Origin of the sequence: Dietzia sp. B32, from assembly GCF_024732245.1 — a bacterium.
GTDB lineage: Bacteria > Actinomycetota > Actinomycetes > Mycobacteriales > Mycobacteriaceae > Dietzia.
The window spans coordinates 3,045,693-3,067,472 of record NZ_CP093845.1; the positions used below are offsets into that span (position 1 = coordinate 3,045,693).

Consider the following 21,780-nt stretch of genomic DNA (forward strand, 5'->3'; position numbering starts at 1 on the left):
CGGTGAGTCTATCGGTCGGGGGTGAGGCTCAGTCGTCTGCCGCGCCCCGCCGCCTCTATCCCTCACACGGGGAGCAGGCTCGCGACGACCGCCGTGAGCTGCTCCACGTTGCGGCACTCGTGCATGGGCACGTACTGGGAGTAGAGCGTGGCCGCCGAGTCACCGGTCCCCCACTGCCGCTTGGGTTCCGGGTTGAGCCAGTGGGTGTGACCAACGCGCTCGCTGACGAACTCGAGCGACTCGACGGACGGATCGCGGTAATTGTTGCGACCGTCGCCCAGGATGAGCAGCGACCCCGTCCGGGTGAGGGTGTGCGCGTACCTGTCGGCGAATCCCTCCAGCGCGTGGCCGTAGTCGGAGTGGCCGTCGTAGGTGACGATCTCGGCCTCGCGGACCATCCGGCTCATCGCGGAGCCGAGGTCCGACCCTGTCTCGAAGAACGAGGTCACCTCGTCGGTGGTGTCGACAAAGGCGAACACCCGCACGCGGGAGAACTGCTCCCGGAGCGAGTGCACCAGCTGCAGGGTGAAGTGGCTGAACCCGGCCACCGAACCCGACACGTCGCACAACACGACCAGTTCCGGCCGCGCCGGCCTCGGCTTGCGCAGGACCAGCTCCACCGGCACACCGCCCGTGGACATGGACCGGCGCATGGTCTTGCGCATATCGATCGCACCGTGCCGGTGGCGACGTCGTCGGGCCGCCAGGCGACTGCCCAGTTGCCTGGCCAGGGGTCCCACCCTGCGGCGCAGCGCCTGCAGGTCCTGGTCGTTGGCGCGCAGGAAGTCGACCTGCTCGGCCGCGGGCCCCACCGCGTACTGGGCGACACGGTCGCGACCGACCGTCTCGGCGGTGCGGCGGCGCGTCTCGTCCGCGACCTCCCGCAGGAAGCCGCGGACCAGGTCCGCGGCCGAGTTGGCCGCGGCGGTCTTCTCCGCGTGTCGTTTGGAGCCGTCCGGGTCGAAGGGGTCGGCGCCGAGCAGCCCGTCGAGGATCCGCTGCATGATCGCCTTGGTGTCGAGCGGGCTCAGTGCCTGGTAGGCGGAGTAGCGCGGTCCGTTCACCGAGTCGTACGAGCCGAGCTGCTCGACCAGGAGTTCCGCCAGCGCCCGGGCCCTGGCCCGCGACTCCTCGGTGTCCTCGAGCAGGAGCGAGGCGATGAGCTCGTTCAGGGCCTCGGGATCCACCTTGCCGTCGTCGTCGGTCGGGATCTCCACCTCCAGCATCACCGCGTCGCCCCGGGCGTGAGTCCCGATGGCGGCCGGGAACCACAGATCGAAGAGCTGGTCGAACACACCACGGTGGGTGGGTTTGTGCAGGATCGTCGAGGCCAGCGCCTCGCGCAGCGCGGCGCGGTCCAGCAGGTCGATGAGCACCATCGCCGCGGCGGCGTCCACCGCCTCGCTCGGGCCGACGGGGATGCCCTTGCGCCGCAGGGCGTCGACGAAGTCCACGAGGTGGCCGGGCATCCCGCCCGGGGTCCCCTTGGTCACTGCGCCCACCTCCTGATCACCCATGAGCTAGTTGAGCCGCAGCTCGGCGGCCGCGCGCAGCTGGTCGGTCTGGTGCTTGAGCACCACGCCGAGCGTCTGTAGGACGGTTTCGTCGTCGATCGTGTCCAGCCCCAGCGCGACGAGGGTGCGGCCCCAGTCGATCGTCTCGGACACACTCGGCACCTTCTTCAGCGCCATCGCGCGCAGCACTCCCACCACGCGCACGAGCTGCTCGGCCAGCTGGTCGTCCAGCTCGGGCACCCGCGATGCGAGGATCTTCCGCTCCAGCTCGGGAGTCGGGAAATCAAGGTGCAGGTACAGGCACCGGCGCTTGAGGGCCTCGGAGAGCTCGCGCGCAGCGTTGGAGGTGAGGACGACGAACGGTTTGCGGGTGGCCTCGATGGTCCCGAGTTCGGGGATCGTGACCGCGAAGTCGCTGAGAACCTCGAGCAGCAGGCCCTCGATCTCGATGTCGGCCTTGTCCACCTCGTCGACCAGCAGCACGGTGGGCTCACTGCGCCGGATCGCGGTGAGCAACGGCCGTGACAGGAGGAACTCCTCGGAGAACACGTCGTCGCGCGTGGAGTCCCACCCCTCGCCCTGACCTGCCTGGATCCGCAGGATCTGCTTGGCGTGGTTCCACTCGTAGAGAGCACGGGCCTCGTCCACGCCCTCGTAGCACTGCAGGCGGATGAGCTCGGCCTCGGTGGCCGCGGCCACGGCCTTGGCGAGCTCCGTCTTGCCGACACCGGCCGGCCCCTCGATGAGCAGCGGCTTGCCCAACCGGTCGGCGAGGTAGACCACGGTCGCGGTCGACCGGTCGGCCAGGTAGCCCTGACCGCCGAGTGCCTCGATGACGTGGTCGATGCTCTCGAAGGCGGGGCGCTGGGCGGTGCGGGCTCGGTCCATCGGATGGGTCCCTTTCGGTTCGGGGTCGTCGGTGGCGGGCCGGCGGGGCCCGGGCGCGTCTGCCTTACGGCCGCACATGCCCCTTGCCGTGGGCGATCCACTTCGTACTGGTGAGTTCCTCGAGGCCCATCGGGCCGCGGGCGTGGAGTTTCTGGGTGGAGATACCGATCTCGGCGCCGAAGCCGAACATCTCGCCGTCCGTCCAGGCGGTGGAGGCGTTGACCATCACCGCCGCGGCGTCGACGCGGGCGCAGAACTGATCCGCCACGTCGATGCTGCGGGTGGAGATGGCCTCGGTGTGGCCCGAGGACCAGCGGTCGATGTGCTCGATCGCCTCGTCCACCCCGTCGACCACCTTGAGTGCGATGTCCATGCTGAGGTACTCCTCGCCCCAGTCGACGTCGTCGGCGGGGACGAGCCCCTCGCGGTCGCCGTGGACGGTGACGCCGGCGGACTTCAGCGCACCCACGACGCGGTCCACGGCCGCGTCGCCGAGTGCGGCGTCGAGCAGCACGGTCTCGGTGGCGTTGCAGACGCTGCAGCGGCGGGTCTTGCCGTTGAGCAGCAGGCTGATCGCCTCGTCGAGATCCGCGTCACCGTGGATGTAGAGGTGGCAGTTCCCGGTGCCGGTCTCGATGGCCGGGACCTTGGCGTTCTCCACCACGGTCTGGATCAGGCCCGCACCACCTCGGGGGATGACGACGTCGACCAACCCGCGAGCCTGGATCAGGTGGGTCACCGACGACCGGTCCTCGGAGGGCAGGAGCTGGGCCGCGTCCACGGGCAGGCCGTGCTCGGCGAGCACCCCCCGCAGGACCTCGACCAGCGCCTCGTTGGAGTTGCGGGCCGACCGCGACCCCCGCAGTAGGGCGGCGTTGCCGGACTTGAACGCCAGACCGAACGCGTCCACCGTGACGTTGGGGCGCCCCTCGTAGATCATTCCGACGACGCCCAGCGGCACGCGGACCTGCCGTAGTTGCAGCCCGTTGGGCCGGGTCGACCCACGGGTGACCGTCCCGACGGGGTCGGCCAGCCCCGCCACCTGCCGCAGGCCGCCGGCGATGCCCTCGATGCGCTCCGCGGTGAGCCGCAACCGGTCGAGCATGGCCTCACCCGTGCCTGCCTCTGCCTGCTCGGCGATGTCCCGGGCGTTGGCCTGGAGGATCGTCGACTCTGCGACCACCAGTGCGTCGGCAGCCGCCAGCAGGAGTGCGTTCTTGCGATCCGCGGTGAGCAGGGCCAACTCACGCGAGGCGGACCGGGCGCGGCGGGCGGCGTCGTGGACGGCGTCGCGGGTCGGGTCCGCGGCGGGCCCGTCGGCGTCCGTCCGGCCGGTGATCTCAGGAGCGTCGAGGTGGCTGGCTGTCATGGGTTCCAGCTTACCGATGCGGCCCGTGGGACCACCTCCGGCGAGTCAGACCGCCGGGACGACTCCGACCTCGCGCACGGCGAACTCCCGGAACCGGCGGGCGAGCCCGGAGTCGCCGGCCGGGCCCGAACGCTCACCGGGCCCGGGCGGGCCCGCGATCTGCCGAAAGCCGGTCGGACCGGTGTACGACGCCGGCGGCAGTTCCTCCGTCGCCGCGTACAGCAGTGGGCGGGCCCCGTCGGCCGCCGTGGGGACGATCCGCCGGCCGAGCAGGTTGAGTACGGCGTTGACCGGCGGGAACGGGGTCGGGTCGAGGATCGAGGTGGCGGCGAACCCGGGGTGGGCGAGCTGTACGTCCACCGGGGAGCCCGCGGCGGTGAGCCGGTTCTGCAGGTCGAGTCCCCAGAGCATGCACGCGAGTTTCGACTGCGCGTACGCCGCCGCCATCGAGTAGGGGCGCCGGCGGAAGTGGGGGTCGGCGAAGTCGATCCGCCCCTTGGCGTGGGCCATCGAGGCCGTGATCACCACCCGCTCCCGGATCCGGGGCAGCAGGAGTTCGGTGAGCAGGAACGGCGCGAGGACGTTGACCCCCAGGTGCAGTTCGAAGCCGTCCGCGGTCTCCCGCCGGGTCTTGCTCATCAGACCGGCGTTGTCCAGCAGGATGTCGACGGGGTCCGTGTTCGAGGTCGCGAACTCCCGCACGGCGTGCAGGTCGCTCAGGTCCAGCTCGTGGACCTCGGTGGACCCGCCGATCTCCGCGGCCGCCGCCTCACCCTCGGCGCGGGTGATGGACGGGAGCACGACGTGGGCGCCCCGGTGCGCGAGTTCACGCGCGGCTTCCTTCCCGATGCCGCTGGTGCCGCCCGTGATCATGACGGCCTTCCCGGTCAGGTCGGGCAGGTTGTCGACGATCCACGCCGCGGAGCTCATGAGGCGACCCCGTCGCTGCGCACGAGGACCGTGACCATGAAGCCGCTGTCGTCCTCGAACGGCAGCAGATCCCAGGTCGACCATCGCTGCTGCACCCGCAGCCCGGCGAGTTCGGCGTCGCGGTCGAACTCCTCCCGGGTCCAGCCCCGGTCGAGCCCGAAGCCCACGACCAGCCGTCCGGGGCGGCCCTCGGTTCCCTCGCCCGCGGTGGCGAGCCGCGCGGCGAGGTTGGTGAGCACGGTGCCGCGGTCGGCGGGGTCGACGAAGGCTAGGACGTTGCCCGCCGAGACGGCGAGGTCGAACGGTCCGCGGGCCCAGCCGTCGTCGGCCAGGTCCGAGACCTCCCAGGTGGCATCCGGGCACAGCTCCCGCGCCCGCTCGATCAGGTGGGGGTCGAGGTCGACGCCGGTGACGCGGTGTCCACGCGAGTGCAGGTAGGCGCCGGTGCGCCCCTGGCCGCAGCCCACGTCGAGGATGCGGGCGCCGCGCGGGGCCATCGCGTCGATCAGCCGCGCCTCGCCGTCGATGTCCACGCCCTCGGCCACCATGTCGTCCCACCGTCGGGCGTACCGACGGGAGTGCTCGGGGTCGGCCTCCACGATCTGCTTCCATGTCTGAGCCATGCGGCCCAGTATGGCCGCCGGGAGCGACATGCGTCGCGGAGGAGGCCGATGGCCCGGGTAAGCGGAAGGTCGGCGGATCGACTCCGCGCCGACGGTGACCTGTCGGAGCGGTGGGGCACCATGGGGCCATGACCTCGACAGCGGACCGTCCCACTTCCGACGACCCGGCCACCGGGGGCCGGGCCGGGCTCCGAGCCCGCGCCGACGAACTGCTCAGCGCGCTCGCCGGTCCGGGCGCGGTCCTGCGCGAGGACCAGTGGGTCGCCATCGAGGCGTTGGTGGCGGACCGGCGGCGCGCCCTGGTCGTCCAACGGACCGGCTGGGGCAAATCCGCGGTGTACTTCATCGCGGCCCGGCTGCTCCGCGAACTGGGGTCCGGTCCCACCGTGATCGTCTCGCCGCTGCTGGCGCTCATGCGCAACCAGGTCGAGGCCGCGGCCCGGGCCGGGGTGCGGGCGGCCACCATCAACTCCGCCAACATGACCGAGTGGGACGAGGTCCGCGAGTCGGTGCGCGGCGGCGAGGTGGACGTGCTGCTGGTGAGTCCAGAGCGGCTCAACAACCCCGACTTCCGCGACACCGTCCTGCCCGCCCTGGCCGCGGATGCGGGCCTGGTGGTGGTGGACGAGGCGCACTGCGTGTCGGACTGGGGCCACGACTTCCGCCCCGACTACCGGCGCATCCGCACGCTGTTGGCCGACCTGCCGGAGGGTGTTCCGGTGCTCGCAACCACCGCCACCGCCAACGACCGCGTGGTTCGGGACGTGGCGCAGCAGCTCGGCGTGGGCGAATCGGTGGAGTCGGACACCCTCGTCCTGCGGGGCGGCCTGGACCGCGAGTCCCTACGCCTGTCGGTCGTGACGATCGACGACTCAGAGAAGCGCGCGGCATGGCTGGTGGAGAACCTCGAGTCCCTGCCGGGCAGCGGGATCATCTACACCCTCACCGTCGCCGCGGCGCAGGACATGGCCGAGCTGCTCACGTCCGCCGGACACCGCGTCAGCGCCTACACCGGGCGCACCGACGCGGGCGAGCGGGAGGAACTCGAGCGGGCGCTGCTGGACAACGAGGTCAAGGCGCTTGTCGCCACGTCCGCGCTGGGGATGGGGTTCGACAAGCCCGACCTGGGGTTCGTGGTGCACCTTGGCGCGCCGCCGTCCCCCATCTCCTACTACCAGCAGATCGGTCGCGCCGGCCGTGCCGCCGACCGCGCCGAGGTCGTCCTGCTTCCGGGGCCCGAAGACCGGGCGATCTGGAACCACTTCGCCTCACTGGCCTTTCCCCCCGAGGACGTGGTCCGGCGGGTGCTGGATGCCCTCGAGCCCGGCCGGCCGCAGTCCACGCAGGCACTCGAGCCGGCCGTGAACCTCGGCCGGACCCGCCTCGAGATGGTGCTCAAGGTGCTCGATGTGGACGGCGCGGTCCAGCGCGTGCGGGGCGGGTGGATCTCCACCGGGCAACCGTGGCACTACGACGCCGAGCGGTACGCGGGTCTGGCCCAGGCCCGGCAGTCCGAGCAGAAGACGATGATCGAGTACGAGCGCACCGGTGCGTGCCGGATGGAGTTCCTGCGCGCCCAGCTCGACGACCCGACGCTCGAACCCGCCTCCGGCGGCTGCGGGCGCTGCGACAACTGCACCGGTGAGCGCCGCACCACCTCGGTCGACTCCGGCGCGCTCACCCGCGCCCGTGAGGCCCTGGAGCGGCCCGGTGTCGTGCTCCCGCCGCGGAAGCAGTGGCCCACGGGCCTGACCAAGCTCGACGTGCCGCTCAAGGGCAAGATCGCCGACGGTCCCGGCGAGGGCCGGGCGCTGGCGCGGGTGACCGACCTCGGGCTGGGCCAGAAGCTCCGTGGCCTCTTGGCGGAACCAGATCAGGAGGCGCCCGAGTGGATGGTCCGCGCCTGCGTGCCGGTACTGCGCGAGTGGGGATGGGACGAGCGGCCCACCGGGGTCGTGGCGCTACTCAGCGGTGATCACCCGGTGCTCGTGGAGAGCCTGGCGCGCGCGCTGTCGCAGATGGGGCGCATGGACTATCTCGGTGAACTCACCCGCGCCGACGCACTCCCGCCGGTGACCGCCCAGAACTCGGCCTACCGGGTGGCCCAGCTGTGGGGCACGTTCACCGGCCCCGCCACCACCCCGGAGGGGCCGGTCCTGCTGGTCACGGACTTGTTCGGGACCGGCTGGACGGCCACGGAGGCCGCCCGTCACCTGCGTGCGGCCGGAGCGCCGGCCGTCCTGCCACTGGCGGTCGCCTCCGCGGGCTGACCGCACCACCCGCCCGAGAGAATCGATCCCCGCTTCGTCATACAAGACCGACAGATGATGTCGATTCGGGCGCCGGTGGGACGTCATTACTCGAACCGGTCGGCACGCGGCCGGATCTCGAGGAAGGATCAGACGATGCGCTATGCACTGATGTTCCACGCGCCCGAACCCGACAGTGATGGTCCGCAGCCCACGGATGAGCAGATCGCGGAGATGCAGCAGCTCATGACGGACTACGTCTCCGCTCTGCACGCGGCGGGAGTGCTCGTCTCCGCCGAGATGCTGCAGCCGTCCACGGCCGCGACCACCGTGTCCCGACGCAGTGGTGGGACCGTCATCGAGGACGGCCCGTTCGCCGAGGCGAAGGAGGCGCTGGCAGGGGTCTTCATCTTGGATGTGCCGGGCCCCGACGCCGCGCTGGCGTGGGCTGAAAAATTCCCGGGCGCGACATACGGGGTCGTCGAGGTGCGGCCGGTGGGTGTCTACGTCAGCGACGGCTCATGGATGACCGCCTGACCGGAAGGACGATCGAGGACGTCGTCCGCACCGCACGGCCGCGCCTCGTGGCTTTCCTCGCGGCGCCGGACGGCGACCTCGCCGGCGCCGAGGACGCCGTCTCAGACGCGGTCGAACGGGCGCTTCTGACCTGGCGCCGCGACGGTGTCCCCGACCGCCCCGAGGCGTGGCTCCTCACTGTGGCCCGCAATCGACGCCGCGACGGCTGGAGGGCTTCCGGGCGCCTCGATCCATTCCCTGGAGACCACCCCTCGCCGGGCGCCGCGGCGGTCGACCGCAGTGCTCTCGAGATTCCCGACCGGCGGCTCGCGCTGATGGCGGTGGCCGCCCATCCCGCCATCCACCCCGCGGCCAGGACGCCGCTCATGCTCAACACCGTCCTCGGCTTGACGGCCCAGCAGATCGGCGCGGTGATGCTCGTCCCCCGGGTGACGATGGCGGCCCGGCTCACCCGGGCGAAGAAGCGGATCCGCCAGAGCGACATCGCCTTCGAGGTGCCCGGTGTGGACGAGTTGCCGGCCCGGCTCACATCGATCCGCGACGCCGTCTACGGCGCGTACTCAGTCGAATGGGAGTTCTCGGCGTCCGAGCCACGATCAGACCTCGCCGGGGAGGCGTTGTTCCTCGCCGAACTGCTCGCTGAGCTCGTCCCCGCCGACGCGGAATCGCACGGGCTCGCCGCCCTGCTCTGTCTCTCGGCCGCCCGCTCGGGCGCACGTCGGGACGAGCGCGGCGAGTTGGTCCCGCTCGCCGAGCAGGACACCGGCCGATGGGACGACCCGCTTCTCGAGCGGGGACGCGAACACCTGCGCCGGGCCGGGACGGCTGAGTCCCCCGGCCCGTACAGATTGCAGGCGGCCGTTCAGGCCGTGCACTGCGCCCGGCGGGACACCGGGGTCACCGAATGGGACTCGATCCGGCGCCTCCTCAGCGCCCCCCGGCGACTCGCCCCGACCGTCGGCGGGTCGGTGGCCCTGGCCGTCGCGACCGCCGAGTGCGACGGCCCCAACGCCGGGCTGTCCGTGCTCGACGAGATCGGGCCCCGGGCGGAGCGGTTCCAACCGGCGCTCGCCGCCCGCGCCCGGCTGCTCGCGGACGCCGGCAGGGTCGACAGTTCGCTGGTCGCCTACGACCGCGCGCTCGCGCTCACGACCGAACCTGCCGAGCGCCGGTTCCTCGAGCGCGCCCGCGAAGCCGCCCGGCGTACCTCCTGACACTCACTCGCCCTTTCCGCGAGGATTCAGTAAACGTCTCAGACCTCGCGGGCCATCGCGCGGCCGGCCTTCATTCCGGAGAAGATGCAGCCACCGAGGAAGGTGCCCTCGAGCGAGTTGTACCCGTGCACGCCGCCCCCTCCGAACCCGGCCGCCTCGCCCGCCGCGTACAGCCCCGGGAAGACCTCGCCGCCGGGGGTCAGGCACTGGGAGTCGAGGTTCGTCTCGATGCCGCCGAGCGTCTTGCGGGTCATGAGGTGAACCTTCACGCCGATGAGCGGGCCTCCCGACCCGGCCGCCGAGCCCTTGCCCTGTCCCGAGTGCTCGAGCAGCCGGTGTGGCTTGGCCATCCGGGTGAGCTTGTCGGTGAGGACACGCCGCGCGTTGTGGATGGCCTGCACCTGGGCGTCCTTGGCGAACGGGTTGTCCATCTGCCCGTCCATGGCCAGCACGATCCCGCGGACCTTCTCGACGTCCAGTTCGGGCTCGCCCTCGCGGAGCGTGCCGTTCAGCCCGGCGACGAGCTCCTCGATCGTGTCGGCCACAACCCAGTCGACGCCCTTCTCCGTGAACTCGGAGATCGACGGTGGCAGACCGCTGCCCGCCTTGGAGGCGAACTTCTTGATGCTCTTGTCCGTGAGCTCTGGATTCTGTTCGGAGCCCGAGAGGATGAACTCCTTGCCGGCGATGGCGGAGTCGAGGATGAACCAGGAGTAGTCCCGGCCGGTGCGGCGGATGGCCTCGATGGAGGCGGTCGTGTGGAAGCCGGGGAACAGCGGCACCGGCATGCGGTCGCCGTTCGCGTCCAACCACAGGGTGGACGGCCCCGGGATGATGCGGATCGCGTGCGAGGGCCACACGGGCGCGTAGTGGGCGACACCCTCGGTGTAGTGCCACATCCTGTCCCGGTTGATGAGATTCGCCCCGGCCACCGCGGAGATCTCCAGCATCCGGCCGTCCACGTGCTCCGGCACCCCCACGATCAGGTGCTCAGGCGCGGCTCCGAGCCGGTCGGTGGGCCAGTACTCGCGGACCAGGTCGGGGTTGCCGCCGATGCCGCCGGACGAGAGCAGCACCGCCCCGGCGCGGAACTCGAACTCCCCGGTCCCCTCGCGTGGGGATGCCACACCCCGGTCGTGGTCGCACGGGGTGAGGGTGGCGCCGCGTACGCCCACGGCCCGGCCGTCCTCCACGACGATCTCGTCCACCCGGTGACGTACGGCGAACCGGACGAGCCCGGAGCGGGCCGCATCGAGGACGGGCTCCTCGAAGACCCGCACCACCTCGGGCCCGGTCCCCCACGTCACGTGGAAGCGCGGAACCGAGTTGCCGTGGCCGGCCACGTCGCCGCCGCCGCGCTCGGCCCAGCCGACGGTGGGGACGATCCGCAGTCCCAGGTCATGCAGGTACCGACGCTTCTCCCCGGCCGCGAACTCGACGTAGGCCCGCGCCCACTTCTGCGGCCAGTGGTCCTCGGGGCGGTCGAACCCCGCGGAGCCGAGCCAGTCCCGCCAGGCGAGTTCGAGCGAGTCGGAGATCCCGATCCGTCGTTGCTCGGGGGTGTCGACGAGGAAGAGACCGCCGAGCGACCAATAGGCCTGACCGCCGAGGTTCTTCTCGTTCTCCTGGTCCACCACGAGCACCTTCTTGCCGGCGCGGCTGGCCTCGTAGGTGGCGACGAGTCCGGAGAGTCCGTGCCCCACGACGATCACGTCCGGGGTGAAGCCCTGTTCGGGCGCCGGCAGCGGGCCGGTGTTGGCGGCGCGGGAGGTCGACGGCGGCTGCCAGGCCGGGTAGACGGGGTGTACCGGCCGGGCCTCGCCGGTGGTGCGCTGGGAATGGGACGCGGAACTGGTCATGGGGTCAGTGTGCCCGGTCACTACAGCAGGTGGCGCAGATACCGTTCGGGCGCGTCGAGATAGCGCCGGTAGTGGTCGACCATCGCGAGATCCTCCCAGCGGGTCCGGTGCATCCCGGCGTCCGAGAGCTCGTACAGCGCGGCCCCGGGCACGGACGCCAGGATCGGCGAGTGGGTCGCCATGAGCACCTGCGCCCCACGCCGGTCGGCCAACTCGAGCAGCAGGGCGACCAGCCGGAGCTGGGCGTCGAAGGACAGGCCCGCCTCGGGCTCGTCCAGAACGAACAGTCCGCCGTCCGAGAACCGTGACGTGCTGACGAGGTCCCAGAACGCCTCGCCGTGGCTGCGAGAGTGGAAGTCCTGCTCCGGGCCGGAGGACTGCAGGTAGGTGAACATCCCGTGCATCGTCTCGGCACGCAGGAAGTACCCCCACTTCGAGGCGCCGCCGCCGCGCACCAGGGTGACCGACTCGTGCAGCGGGGACTCCGACTCCCAGGTGACGTCCCGGCCGTTGACCGACCCGCCCTCCGCGCCGAGCCCGTACGCCATCGCGACGGCTTCGACGATCGTCGACTTGCCGGTGCCGTTCTCTCCCACGAGCACGGTGAGGTCGTCGAGCTCGAGCCCGTCGCGCAGCAGCTGGGCCACCGCCGGGATGGAGTACGGCCACCCCGCGTCCGACGACGCGGGCGGCGACCCGGCCGCGGCCCCGCCCCCGTCGCGCTGCCGCTCGACGCGCACCACCGGCCTCGGATCGAGCACTCCACCTGCGGCCATGCCACGCACCCTACCGACGGTCGGTACCGTTTCTCCCATGCGGATCCACCAGCTCAACTGCGGCACGATGGGGGGCCTGGTCCCCACGCGCGTCCTGCTCGTGGAGACCCCGGACGCGCTCGTGCTGGTGGACTCCGGGATCGGGGTGCAGGACATCGCCGACCCGGCAGGCCGCCTCGGCGCGATGCGCCACGCGCTGCGCCCGGCACTGCGCACCGACGAGACCGCCGTCCGGCGGATCCAGGCGCTGGGTCTGGATCCCCGGGACGTTCGGCACATCGTCCTGACCCACATGGACGCCGACCACATCGGGGGGCTCGCGGATTTCCCGGAGGCGCAGGTGCACGTCGCAGCCCAGGCGCTGACGTGGGCGGTGCGCACGCCGCGGTTCGTCGAGCGCCGCCGCTACCGCCGCCCCCAGTGGTCGCACGGGCCGCGGTTCGTCGAGTACGCCTACGGGACCGACCGGTGGGAGGGCTTCCGGGCGCATCCCCTGGACAACGTCGCCGAGGGGATGATCCTGGTGGATCTGCCGGGCCACGCGATGGGGCACGCCGGGGTGTTGGTGCCCGGTGGCGGTGACGACGACGACGACAAGGACCTCCTCCACGCCGGGGACGCCTTCTACCACCGGGGGCAGATCAGTCCGAAAGGTCGGGTACCCCGGCCGATCCCCGTCCTGGAACGCGCCCTGGCCCTGGAACCCGGTGCCGTCTCCCTCACCCACGCCAGGCTCGCCGGGCTGGCCCGGCGCCGCCGGGACACCCTCGACGTGGTGTGCGCACACGACCCCTCGGGACCCGGGGGCCTCTAGATGGTCCGGATCCGCGAGACCGCCTGGACGCCGGCCGAACGCACGGAGGCGGACCCGGACCTGCCCGACCGGGCGGCGGCACTCGCCGAACTCCTGCGGGGGCGGCGGGCGGTGGTGCTCACCGGCGCCGGGATCTCGACCCCGTCGGGCATCCCCGACTATCGCGGGCCCGATTCGCCCGGCCGGACCCCGATGACCTTCCAACAGTTCGTCGGCGACCCCACGTTCCGCCGGCACTACTGGGCCCGCAACCATCTCGGCTGGCGGCACATGGAGGCGGCGCGTCCCAACACCGCGCACCTCCTGCTCGCCGACTGGGAGCGGCGTGGTCTGGTCACCGGGGTGATCACGCAGAACGTGGACCTGCTGCACCTCAAGGCGGGCAGCCGCCGCCTCGTGGACCTGCACGGCACCTACGCGGTGGTCACCTGCCTGGACTGCGGCCTGCGGCTGAGCAGGTGGGCGCTGCACGAGGAGCTCGAGCGCCTCAACCCGGGCTTCACCGAACGCGTGGCGTCCCGGGGCGCGATCGAGGTGGCCCCGGACGCGGATGCCGTCCTGGGCGACACCTCGGACTTCCGCATGGCCGACTGTCGGGCCTGCTCGGGAGTCCTCAAACCGGACATCGTCTACTTCGGCGAGAATGTCCCCGCCTCCCGTGTCCACGCGGCTAACGACCTCGTGGACTCCTCTGACGTCCTCGTCGTCGTCGGCTCCTCTCTCACCGTCCGCTCCGGATACCGGTTCGTGCGACGTGCGGTGACCACCGGTACGCCCGTCGCGGTGGTCAACCGCGGCCGCACCCGCGCGCACGGCGAGGCCACCCTGACGATCGACGGCGACTGCGTGGAGGTCCTCGAGCTGACAGAGGCGGCCCTGCCGCACCACCGGTGAGCGTCGAGGAGCAAAATGGGGCCATGCAGATCGCAAAGACACCGGAGACCGCACTGGCCCGACTACTCCGCGGCAACGCCCGCTACGTGGCCGGGGAGAACCTCAACGAGCACAAAGACCCCTCTCGGCGCACCGAGCTCGCCGGCCAGCAGAATCCGTTCGCGCAGGTGTTCGGCTGCGCGGACTCCCGAGTCCCCGCCGAGGTCGTCTTCGACCAGGGGCTCGGCGACCTGTTCGTGATCCGCAACGCCGGCCACATCGTGGACTCATCGGTGCTCGGGTCGATCGAGTTCGGGATCGAGGCCCTGAACATCCCGCTGACCCTCGTGCTGGGGCACACCTCGTGCGGCGCGGTGGGCGCCACGATCACCGCCATCGACACGCACTCCACCCCGTCCGGTTACCTGCGCGACGTGGTCGAGCGGATCTCGCCGGCGGTGTTCGAGGCGCGGCGCGACCCCGACGCCGGGTACGACGACGTCGTGGTCGAGAACGTTCGCCACACCGTCACCGCGATCCGGCAGAAGTCGGCGGCCGTCGACCGCGCGATCACCGAGGGCCGCACCGCGATCGTCGGCGCGATCTACAACCTCGAGGAGGGCACCGTCACCCCGGTCCACACCGAGGGGACCGTCACCGAGGGCTGAGCGCGGGCCGACCGGGGTCGGTGGTGGGCCGTGGCCGGTGTCAGACCGCCACGAGGTCGTCGGCGTGCACCAGTGGGCGACCCTGGCCGACGGCGCCGGTGCCCGCCTGGCGTTCCGCCAACCGCGCCCGGACCTCGATCGAGTCGTACTGGGCGATCCCGCGGGCGACCACCCGGCCGTCGACGTCGTGCATCTCGATGACGTCGCCGAAGTGGAACAGGCCGTCCACCCCCGTCACCCCGGCGAGCAGCAGTGATCGCCGCGAACCGGTCACCGCGCGGACCGCGCCGTCGTCCAGCAGGACCGCGCCGCGCGAGTCGGCGGCGTGGCGGACCCAGAAGCGCCGGGCGGTCATCCGCTCCGGCCGGGCCGCGAATACGGTGCCCACGGACGGGTCGGGAGCGAGGGCCTGCGGCGCGAGCTCGGCCGCGGTGAGCAGGACGGGGATACCCGCGTCGGCGGCCAGGCGGGCGGCGGCGAGCTTCGAGGCCATCCCGCCGGTCCCCAGTGCCCCGCCGGCGCCGGCGACCACGCCGTCGAGGTCGTCCTGCCCAGCGACCATCGTCACCGCGGTGGCGCCGCCCTTGCGCGGGTCCGAGTCGTACAGGGCGTCGACGTCCGAGAGCAGGATGAGGGCGTCGGCGCTGATGAGGTGCGCGACCAGGGCCGCGAGCCGGTCGTTGTCGCCGAACCGGATCTCGTTGGTCGCCACGGTGTCGTTCTCGTTGATCACCGGCACGGCGTGCAGGGTGCGGAGACGGTCGAGGGTCCGCTGGGCGTTGGCGGCGCTGTCGCGGCGGCCGATGTCACCGGCGGTGAGCAGCACCTGGCCCACCACCCGGTCGAAGCGGGCGAAGGAGTCGCCCCACGCGCGGGCCAGCTCGAGCTGACCGACACTGGCGGCGGCCTGCTTGGCGGACAGCGTCCCGGGCCGGGTGGTCATCCCCAGGGGCGCCATGCCGGCGCCGATCGCGCCGGAGGAGACCACGAACACGTCGGACCCGGCGGTCATGCGCGACTGGCAGACGTCGGCGAGGGCGTCGAGCTCCGCCCGCCGGATCCCGCCGTGGAAACTGGTGATGGCCGACGAGCCGATCTTGACCACCACGCGGCGGGCCGCGCCGATCCGACGTCGCAGCTCCCGCTCCGTGGTCACTCCAGGATCTCCTCGTCCGGGTCGATCAGACCGCGACGCACGCGCTTGCGGTACTTGCGCTCGGTGGCCCCGATCCGCTCGTCGGACTCGAGCCTGATGTCCGTGCCGCGGCCGGTCCGCATGAGGTCGACGCCCGCCGGGGTCTGCGGCTCCCACTCGAACGAGACGTCACCGATGGTGACGGTGCAACCCTCCGTGGCCCCGGCCTTGATGAGCGCCTCCTCGACGCCGATCCGGGCCAGGCGGTCGGCGAGGAAGCCGACGGCCTCGTCGTTGTCGAACTCCGTCTGACGGATCCACCGCTCGGGCTTGGCACCGGTGACGATGAACGCTCCGGGGTCGGCCGGGTCCGGGCGTACGCGGAACTCCTCCACGTCCACGGCCTTGGGGCGGATGACGATCCGCTCGGGCGCGGCCGGCGGGTTGGCCTTGCGGTGCGCCTTGATCAGCTCGTAGAGGCCGTACCGCAGCTCGTCCAGGCCCTTGTGGGCGACCGCGGAGATGGCGTAGACCGGCCACCCCTTGGCCTCGAAGTGTTCGCGCACCATCTCCGCCATGTCGGCGGCGTCGGGCACGTCGATCTTGTTGAGCACCACCACGCGGGGCCGGTCGGCCAGGTCACCGATCCCGGCGTCGGCGAGCTCGGACCGGTAGGCGGCGAGCTCGGCCTCTAGTGCGTCCACGTCGGAGATCGGGTCCCGGTCCGACTCGAGGTTCGCGCAGTCCACCACGTGCGCCAGGACGGCCGTGCGCTCGATGTGACGCAGGAAGTCCAGGCCCAGTCCGCGGCCCTCGCTCGCGCCGGGGATGAGGCCGGGAACGTCGGCGATGGTGAAGGTGTCGTCGCCCACCGAGACCACTCCGAGGTTCGGCGCGAGGGTCGTGAAGGGGTAGTCGGCGATCTTGGGCTTGGCCGCCGAGAGCACCGAGACGAGGGAGGACTTCCCGGCGGACGGGAAACCCACCAGGCCGACGTCGGCCATGGACTTGAGCTCGAGCGTGAGGTCGCGGACCTCGCCGGGCTCACCGAGCAGGGCGAATCCGGGGGCCTTGCGCGCCCGGGAGGCCAGCGCGGCGTTGCCCAGTCCACCCTTGCCGCCCTCGGCTGCGACGAAACGGGTGCCGACGCCGGTGAGGTCGGCGAGTACCTCGCCGTCCTCGTCCAGGACGACGGTGCCGGGCGGCACCGACAGTACGAGGTCGGCACCCTGGGCGCCGTTGCGGTTGGCGCCCATGCCGGGCTGGCCCCTGCCTGCGCGGGCGTGGGGCCGGAAGTGGAAGTCGAGCAGGGTGTGGACCTGGGGGTCAACGACGAGTACGACGTCGCCGCCGTGTCCCCCGTTACCGCCGTCGGGGCCGCCGAGCGGCTTGAACTTCTCGCGGTGCACGGAGGTGCAGCCGCGGCCTCCGTCCCCGGCCGCGAGGTGGAGGACTACGCGGTCGATGAATCTCGACATGGTGGGGGCTCCTCCTGGTGACGGGCGATGACGGCGGGGTCGTACAAATGCTCTCGGGGGCCGGGTGTGGAGTCGTGATGACCCCGCCCGGCCCCCGAGGGCGAATCCTGAAAAGTGGTCGGCTGGGAGGCTCAGGCCTCGGCGCCGGCCGGCACGATGTTCACGGTCTTGCGACCGCGCTTGGTGCCGAACTCCACCGCACCGGCGGAGAGGGCGAACAGGGTGTCGTCGCCACCACGGCCGACGTTGACGCCCGGGTGGAACTTGGTGCCGCGCTGGCGCACCAGGATCTCACCGGCGTTGACCTCCTGGCCGCCGAAGCGCTTGACGCCGAGGCGCTGCGCGTTGGAGTCACGACCGTTACGGGTGCTGGATGCGCCCTTCTTACTTGCCATGTCCGAGTCCCTCCTTCAGGGAGCACGCCCGAGGGCGCTGAGCTGGTGGCCTGATCGGCCGGAGATGGATTACTTGATACCGGTGATCTTGACGACCGTCAGCTTCTGACGGTGGCCCTGACGCTTGTGGTACCCGGTCTTGTTCTTGAACTTGTGGATCCGGATCTTCGGTCCCTTGGTCTGCTCGACGATCTCGCCGGAGACGGTGACCTTGGCCAGGGCGTCGGCGTCGGAGGTGACGGCAGAACCGTCGACCACGAGGATCGGGGACAGCGACACGGAGGTTCCGGCCTCGCCCTCGATCTTCTCGACCTTGACGTGGTCCCCTTCGGCGACCTTGTACTGCTTGCCGCCGGTCTTGACGATCGCGTACATCGAGGGCTTCCCCTTGCTTCTCGGGTGTGCGGCCGCCTGGGGCGACCACACCTGGTGTGCGGTGTTCTCTCTTGCTCGCCGACTCGCATCGGTCGAGGGTCGCTGGCCCCGGGACCGCGTACGGTCCCGTTGCGCGACTCCTCGCGCCACGACATAGCGCCGCGACGAGCGACCTGTCAAGGTTACGGTCCGGCGGCACAGCAGGTCAAACCGACCGTGCCGCCGGCCCGCGGCCCGGCGCGTCAGTCGCCGGCGGGAGCCGTCGTCGACCTGGTGGCCCGCCGCCTCGCCGGGCGCTTGCGCGGCTCGGCGACCACGGCGGTCGGAGCCTCCGCCAGGGCTGCGGCCTCGACCTTCGCCACGGTCTCGCCCTGCGCGCCCTGCGCGCCCTGCGGCGCGGTGTCGCCCTGCGCGGCCTGCTGCGCGGTGTCGACCCCGGCGGCGCCGGCCTCACGGCGGGTGGACCGCCGACGGGGGCGACGACCGCCCGTGCCCGTGGACCCGGAGTCCGATCCCGCCGTACCCGGGGCCGCCGCGGCGACCTCGTCCACGACGGTCTCCGCCTCGGCCACCACCTCGGCCTCGGAGCGCGGGGTCTCGACCACCTCCGCCGCGGCGCGGTCCTCGGCGGCGGTCGTCGGCGCCGGCGCAGTGGTGGCAGGGCGCCTCGACGCCCGGCGACGTCGCGCGGGCCGCGACGTCCCTGCGGCGTCCGCGGAGTCGGCCACGGCCTTCTCCTGCGTCGCCTCTGCCCCGCGGTCGATGGCGGGCGCCGCCGTCTCGGCCACGTCCGTCTCCGCCGTCGTCACGGTCTCCGCCTTCGCCGGCGTCTCGGTCGCCGCGTCGACCACCGTCGTCACGGTCTCCGCCTTCGCCGCCGTCTCGGTCGCCGGCGTCTCGGACGTCGCGTCGCGGCCCCCGCGGTCGCCGCTGCCGCTGGCGGCGGCGGCCTCGTCGGTGTCCGTCTCGCCGTCGGAATCGGCGCTCCGGTGGGCGATCGCGAGCGCGGCCGGGTGCGCGGCCGGCGCCGGGCCGTCCTTGCGCGGGGCCTGCTTGGGCACGGACGCGTCGGACTCCCCCGCCCCCTTGCCGTTGCCGCCCTTGCGCCGCCCACGCCGTGCGCCGGGCTCGTCGGCGTTGTGCGACTCGGTGTGCAGCGGGTCGGCGTGCACGATCAGCCCACGGCCCTGGCAGTGCTCACACGGGGTCGAGAAGGCCTCGACCAGCCCGGTACCGAGCTTCTTGCGGGTGAGCTGCACGAGCCCCAGAGACGTGACCTCGGAGACCTGGTGACGGGTGCGGTCACGCCCCAGCGCCTCGGTGAGCCGCCTCAGGACCAGGTCGCGGTTGGACTCGAGCACCATGTCGATGAAGTCGATGATCACCATGCCGCCGACATCGCGGAGGCGCAGCTGCCGGACGATCTCCTCGGCGGCCTCGAGGTTGTTCTTGGTGACGGTCTCCTCGAGGTTGCCGCCGGAGCCGGTGTACTTGCCGGTGTTGACGTCGATGACGGTCATCGCCTCGGTGCGGTCGATCACCAGGGAGCCGCCGGACGGCAGCCACACCTTGCGGTCGAGCGCCTTGGCGAGCTGCTCGTCGACGCGGTGCGTGGCGAACACGTCCACGTCGGGGTTGTCGTGGCGTTCGAGCCGCTCGACCATCTCCGGCGCGACCCGGGAGACGTAGTCGTGGACCGTGTCCCAGGACGTCTCGCCCTGGATGACGAGCTTGGAGAAGTCCTCGTTGAACAGGTCGCGGACGACCTTCACCAGCAGGTCCGGCTCCTCGTACAGGGCCACGGGGGTGCCGGCTCCGGAGTCGGTGCGCTTGGCGGCCGCCTCGGAGATGTCGGACCACTGACCCGCGAGACGCTCGACGTCGCGGCCGATCTCCTCGGCGCTGACCCCCTCGGCGGCGGTGCGGATGATCACGCCGGACCCCTCGGGGACGACGTCCTTGAGGATCGCCTTGAGGCGACGACGCTCGGTGTCCGGCAGCTTGCGGGAGATGCCCGTGGAGTTGCCGTCCGGCACGTACACGAGGAAGCGCCCGGCCAGCGAGATCTGCGTCGACAGGCGGGCACCCTTCTGCCCGATGGGGTCCTTGGTGACCTGGACCAGGACCATGTCGCCGGACTTGAGCGCCTGCTCGATGCGCCGGGCCTTGCCCCCGAGCCCGGCGGCCTCCCAGTTCACCTCGCCGGCGTACAGGACGCCGTTGCGGCCGCGCCCGATGTCGACGAACGCCGCCTCCATGCTGGGCAGCACGTTCTGCACGCGGCCGAGGTAGACGTTGCCCACCATCGACCGGGCGGATTCGGTGGTGACGAAGTGCTCCACGAGCACCTTGTCCTCGAGGACACCGACCTGGGTCATGACGCCCTTGCCGTCGCCCCGCTGCTTCTCGCGCACGACCATGACGCGGTCCACGGCCTCGCGGCGGGCGAGGAACTCGGACTCGGACAGGATGGGCTGACGACGGCGTCCGGCCTCGCGACCGTCGCGACGCCGCTGACGCTTGGCCTCGAGGCGGGTGGAGCCGGTGATGCCCTGCACCTCGTCGGACGACGTGCTGGCGCCCTGTCCCCCGCGTCCGGACCGGCGACGCGCCTCGCGCTCGTGGACCTCGGTGTCGGCCGGGTCGTCGCCCGTGGTCTGGGTCTCGTCGGAGCCGGAACCCCCACTGCGACGACGACGACGGCGACGCCGCCTCGAACCCGACGGGGCGTTCCCGGAATCGTCCGAATCGTCACCGTCGGCGTCACCGGAGTCGGCCTGCCCGTCGGAGTCATCCGCCGTGCGGCCGTCGGTGTCGTCGGAGCCGTCGCGGCCGGTCCCACGGTCGTCGGAACCCGACTCGCGGGAGTCCCCGGAATCACCGGCGGACCCGGAGCGGGCGTCGGAGCGCTCCTCGTCGCGCCCGGAGGCGTCGTCGGAGGCATCTGCGCGCGAGTCGTCGTCGGCGGTACCGGTGTTCTCACCGTTCTGCTCGTCGCCGCCCTCGCCCCGCCCGCGACCACGTCCGCGGCGACCCCGCCGCCGCCGACGCGCCCCACCGTCACCGGAGTCCGACTGGTCGGACTGGTCGGGGCCGCGGCCCTCGTCGGAACCCTCGTCCTGCGTGTCCTGGTCGGCCTGCTCACCCTCGGGCGCGCGGGCAGCCCCGGCGGCCACCTCCGCGCGGGCCCGGTCCTGGCCCCGGCGGCCGCGCGGCTCGTCTCCCGAGCGGGATTCCGCCGGCGGCTGCGCAGGAGTGTCGTCGGGAGAGAGGAACAGGGGTGAGAACGTCGGGGTCGCGGTGGACCGGCGTCGCCGGTTGCCCGACTCCTCCGAACCCACCTCGCCGGTGACGATAGCGATCTCCGGCAGCGCCGGACGATTACGGCCTCCCGTGGTGCCACGCCCGGTTGCGGCCGAATCGTCCGAAGTCCCGCGGGCGGTCTTCCCGGCGGTCCTCGAGCCGGACTTCTCCGCTGCCCCGGAGGCGGACTTCTCGTCGGCCGTGGCCTTCTCCGCGGTCTTCTCCGCAGTGGTCTTGCGCGCCGGGCTCTTCCTGGCCGGCGCCTTCTTCGCGGGAAGGGCGTCGGTCGACGCGGCCTCGCCGGCGGGCGCCTCCGCGGATGCGCCCTCGGCGGGGGCCTTCCCGGCGGAGATCTTCTCTGCCGGGGCCTTCTCTGCGGGGGTCTTATCTGCGGGGGCCTTCTCCGCGGGGGTCTTGGCGGCCTTCTTGGCGGGAGCCTTCCGCACGGGGGCCTTCCGCACGGGGGCCTCGGCCGCCGGCGTCTGCACGTCGGAGCCTCCGGCCACGGCGGCATCCGTCGCCGTCCCGGCGTCCTGCCCCCGCGAGGTGAACCAGTTCAGCAGCACGTCGCGGGTCACCCCGGACTGGGCGCTCTTGATCTCCACGCCGATCCCGGCCATGGCGACCAGGAACTCCTTGCTGCTCATGCCCACGGCTCTCGCGGCCGCGTGCGCGCGCATCCTCTCGGGAAGCGCGGTGATGTCGTCGATGGTCAGGTTCGGATCCGACACGTGTCTCCTCCGGCCGGACTCCGGGCGCGATCACGTCACCGGTTATCGG

18 protein-coding genes are annotated in these 21,780 nt (G+C 72.0%); 6 read left to right on the forward strand and 12 right to left on the reverse strand.

All coding sequences use genetic code 11. The annotated features are described in order from the left end of the window. Positions 1-62 precede the first annotated feature (62 nt). The 5 genes from L8M95_RS14425 to L8M95_RS14445 form a co-directional block, all read right to left on the reverse strand. A complete protein-coding gene (locus L8M95_RS14425) occupies positions 63-1,517 on the reverse strand; it encodes a VWA domain-containing protein (protein WP_396118946.1) in 1,455 nt (484 codons plus the stop codon). 3 nt (positions 1,518-1,520) lie between these two features. After that, on the reverse strand, positions 1,521-2,402 hold the full coding sequence (locus L8M95_RS14430; protein ID WP_260486785.1) for a MoxR family ATPase: 882 nt from the start codon (positions 2,400-2,402) through the stop codon (positions 1,521-1,523). A gap of 64 nt (positions 2,403-2,466) precedes the next feature. Next, the gene (locus tag L8M95_RS14435) at positions 2,467-3,771 is read right to left on the reverse strand and encodes a glutamate-5-semialdehyde dehydrogenase (protein WP_260486786.1); all 1,305 of its coding nucleotides are present in this window, start codon (positions 3,769-3,771) and stop codon (positions 2,467-2,469) included. A 45-nt stretch (positions 3,772-3,816) separates the two neighbouring features. Further along, positions 3,817-4,701: an SDR family NAD(P)-dependent oxidoreductase gene (locus L8M95_RS14440; RefSeq protein ID WP_260486787.1), complete on the reverse strand. Its 885-nt coding sequence runs from the start codon at positions 4,699-4,701 to the stop codon at positions 3,817-3,819. Then, complete coding sequence (locus L8M95_RS14445) at positions 4,698-5,324, reverse strand: class I SAM-dependent methyltransferase (protein WP_260486788.1); 627 nt, start codon at positions 5,322-5,324, stop codon at positions 4,698-4,700. The genes L8M95_RS14440 and L8M95_RS14445 overlap by 4 nt, the downstream gene beginning before the upstream one ends. 128 nt (positions 5,325-5,452) lie before the next feature. Here L8M95_RS14445 and L8M95_RS14450 point away from each other — a divergent pair, with 128 nt between their 5' ends. The 3 genes from L8M95_RS14450 to L8M95_RS14460 all read left to right on the forward strand — a co-directional run bounded on the left by L8M95_RS14450 (position 5,453) and on the right by L8M95_RS14460 (position 9,324). Further along, positions 5,453-7,594: a RecQ family ATP-dependent DNA helicase gene (locus L8M95_RS14450; RefSeq protein WP_260486789.1), complete on the forward strand. Its 2,142-nt coding sequence runs from the start codon at positions 5,453-5,455 to the stop codon at positions 7,592-7,594. A 135-nt stretch (positions 7,595-7,729) separates the two neighbouring features. After that, positions 7,730-8,110: a YciI family protein gene (locus L8M95_RS14455; protein ID WP_260486790.1), complete on the forward strand. Its 381-nt coding sequence runs from the start codon at positions 7,730-7,732 to the stop codon at positions 8,108-8,110. Beyond that, on the forward strand, positions 8,095-9,324 hold the full coding sequence (locus tag L8M95_RS14460; protein WP_260486791.1) for an RNA polymerase sigma factor: 1,230 nt from the start codon (positions 8,095-8,097) through the stop codon (positions 9,322-9,324). The genes L8M95_RS14455 and L8M95_RS14460 overlap by 16 nt, the downstream gene beginning before the upstream one ends. A gap of 38 nt (positions 9,325-9,362) precedes the next feature. On the opposite strand, the gene L8M95_RS14465 is transcribed toward L8M95_RS14460, so the two are convergent. Together L8M95_RS14465 and L8M95_RS14470 are read right to left on the reverse strand one after the other, a co-directional pair. Next, positions 9,363-11,183 (reverse strand): FAD-binding dehydrogenase, encoded by a 1,821-nt coding sequence (locus L8M95_RS14465; protein WP_260486792.1) that lies wholly within the window; start codon positions 11,181-11,183, stop codon positions 9,363-9,365. Between the two features lie 20 nt (positions 11,184-11,203). Next, on the reverse strand, positions 11,204-11,959 hold the full coding sequence (locus L8M95_RS14470; protein ID WP_260486793.1) for an AAA family ATPase: 756 nt from the start codon (positions 11,957-11,959) through the stop codon (positions 11,204-11,206). A gap of 37 nt (positions 11,960-11,996) precedes the next feature. On the opposite strand from L8M95_RS14470, the gene L8M95_RS14475 reads away from it, so the two are divergent. The 3 genes from L8M95_RS14475 to L8M95_RS14485 are packed head-to-tail and all read left to right on the forward strand — an operon-like array spanning position 11,997 to position 14,314. After that, a complete protein-coding gene (locus tag L8M95_RS14475) occupies positions 11,997-12,773 on the forward strand; it encodes an MBL fold metallo-hydrolase (RefSeq protein ID WP_260486794.1) in 777 nt (258 codons plus the stop codon). Beyond that, the gene (locus L8M95_RS14480; protein WP_260486795.1) at positions 12,774-13,667 is read left to right on the forward strand and encodes a Sir2 family NAD-dependent protein deacetylase; all 894 of its coding nucleotides are present in this window, start codon (positions 12,774-12,776) and stop codon (positions 13,665-13,667) included. Between the two features lie 23 nt (positions 13,668-13,690). After that, complete coding sequence (locus tag L8M95_RS14485) at positions 13,691-14,314, forward strand: carbonic anhydrase (protein WP_132062032.1); 624 nt, start codon at positions 13,691-13,693, stop codon at positions 14,312-14,314. A gap of 40 nt (positions 14,315-14,354) precedes the next feature. Here L8M95_RS14485 and proB read toward each other — a convergent pair whose 3' ends face one another. The 5 genes from proB to L8M95_RS14510 all read right to left on the reverse strand — a co-directional run bounded on the left by proB (position 14,355) and on the right by L8M95_RS14510 (position 21,731). Next, complete coding sequence (gene proB / locus L8M95_RS14490; RefSeq protein ID WP_260486796.1) at positions 14,355-15,470, reverse strand: glutamate 5-kinase; 1,116 nt, start codon at positions 15,468-15,470, stop codon at positions 14,355-14,357. After that, complete coding sequence (obgE, locus tag L8M95_RS14495; protein WP_260486798.1) at positions 15,467-16,927, reverse strand: GTPase ObgE; 1,461 nt, start codon at positions 16,925-16,927, stop codon at positions 15,467-15,469. Before obgE ends, proB begins: the two co-directional genes overlap by 4 nt. 131 nt (positions 16,928-17,058) lie before the next feature. Further along, positions 17,059-17,322, reverse strand: a complete 264-nt coding sequence (gene rpmA, locus L8M95_RS14500; protein ID WP_007626965.1) for a 50S ribosomal protein L27 — start codon at positions 17,320-17,322, stop codon at positions 17,059-17,061. A 69-nt stretch (positions 17,323-17,391) separates the two neighbouring features. Continuing rightward, a complete protein-coding gene (rplU, locus tag L8M95_RS14505; RefSeq protein ID WP_067719729.1) occupies positions 17,392-17,697 on the reverse strand; it encodes a 50S ribosomal protein L21 in 306 nt (101 codons plus the stop codon). 242 nt (positions 17,698-17,939) lie between these two features. Next, positions 17,940-21,731 carry an Rne/Rng family ribonuclease gene (locus tag L8M95_RS14510; RefSeq protein WP_260486799.1) on the reverse strand — a complete coding sequence of 1,264 codons (3,792 nt, stop codon included), beginning with the start codon at positions 21,729-21,731 and terminating at the stop codon, positions 17,940-17,942. Between the last annotated feature and the right edge of the window lie 49 nt (positions 21,732-21,780).

What these genes read in the sequence shown, in the direction of transcription:
- L8M95_RS14465 (WP_260486792.1), bottom strand. Translation starts at nt 11,183, where the DNA reads ATGACCAGTTCCGCGTCCCATTCCCAGCGCACCACCGGCGAGGCCCGG.
- L8M95_RS14470 (WP_260486793.1), bottom strand. Translation starts at nt 11,959, where the DNA reads ATGGCCGCAGGTGGAGTGCTCGATCCGAGGCCGGTGGTGCGCGTCGAG.
- rpmA (WP_007626965.1), bottom strand. Translation starts at nt 17,322, where the DNA reads ATGGCAAGTAAGAAGGGCGCATCCAGCACCCGTAACGGTCGTGACTCC.
- L8M95_RS14445 (WP_260486788.1), bottom strand. Translation starts at nt 5,324, where the DNA reads ATGGCTCAGACATGGAAGCAGATCGTGGAGGCCGACCCCGAGCACTCC.
- L8M95_RS14480 (WP_260486795.1), top strand. Translation starts at nt 12,774, where the DNA reads ATGGTCCGGATCCGCGAGACCGCCTGGACGCCGGCCGAACGCACGGAG.
- obgE (WP_260486798.1), bottom strand. Translation starts at nt 16,927, where the DNA reads ATGTCGAGATTCATCGACCGCGTAGTCCTCCACCTCGCGGCCGGGGAC.
- L8M95_RS14435 (WP_260486786.1), bottom strand. Translation starts at nt 3,771, where the DNA reads ATGACAGCCAGCCACCTCGACGCTCCTGAGATCACCGGCCGGACGGAC.
- L8M95_RS14485 (WP_132062032.1), top strand. Translation starts at nt 13,691, where the DNA reads ATGCAGATCGCAAAGACACCGGAGACCGCACTGGCCCGACTACTCCGC.
- L8M95_RS14475 (WP_260486794.1), top strand. Translation starts at nt 11,997, where the DNA reads ATGCGGATCCACCAGCTCAACTGCGGCACGATGGGGGGCCTGGTCCCC.
- L8M95_RS14430 (WP_260486785.1), bottom strand. Translation starts at nt 2,402, where the DNA reads ATGGACCGAGCCCGCACCGCCCAGCGCCCCGCCTTCGAGAGCATCGAC.
- L8M95_RS14440 (WP_260486787.1), bottom strand. Translation starts at nt 4,701, where the DNA reads ATGAGCTCCGCGGCGTGGATCGTCGACAACCTGCCCGACCTGACCGGG.
- L8M95_RS14450 (WP_260486789.1), top strand. Translation starts at nt 5,453, where the DNA reads ATGACCTCGACAGCGGACCGTCCCACTTCCGACGACCCGGCCACCGGG.
- rplU (WP_067719729.1), bottom strand. Translation starts at nt 17,697, where the DNA reads ATGTACGCGATCGTCAAGACCGGCGGCAAGCAGTACAAGGTCGCCGAA.
- L8M95_RS14460 (WP_260486791.1), top strand. Translation starts at nt 8,095, where the DNA reads ATGGATGACCGCCTGACCGGAAGGACGATCGAGGACGTCGTCCGCACC.
- L8M95_RS14425 (WP_396118946.1), bottom strand. Translation starts at nt 1,517, where the DNA reads ATGGGTGATCAGGAGGTGGGCGCAGTGACCAAGGGGACCCCGGGCGGG.
- L8M95_RS14455 (WP_260486790.1), top strand. Translation starts at nt 7,730, where the DNA reads ATGCGCTATGCACTGATGTTCCACGCGCCCGAACCCGACAGTGATGGT.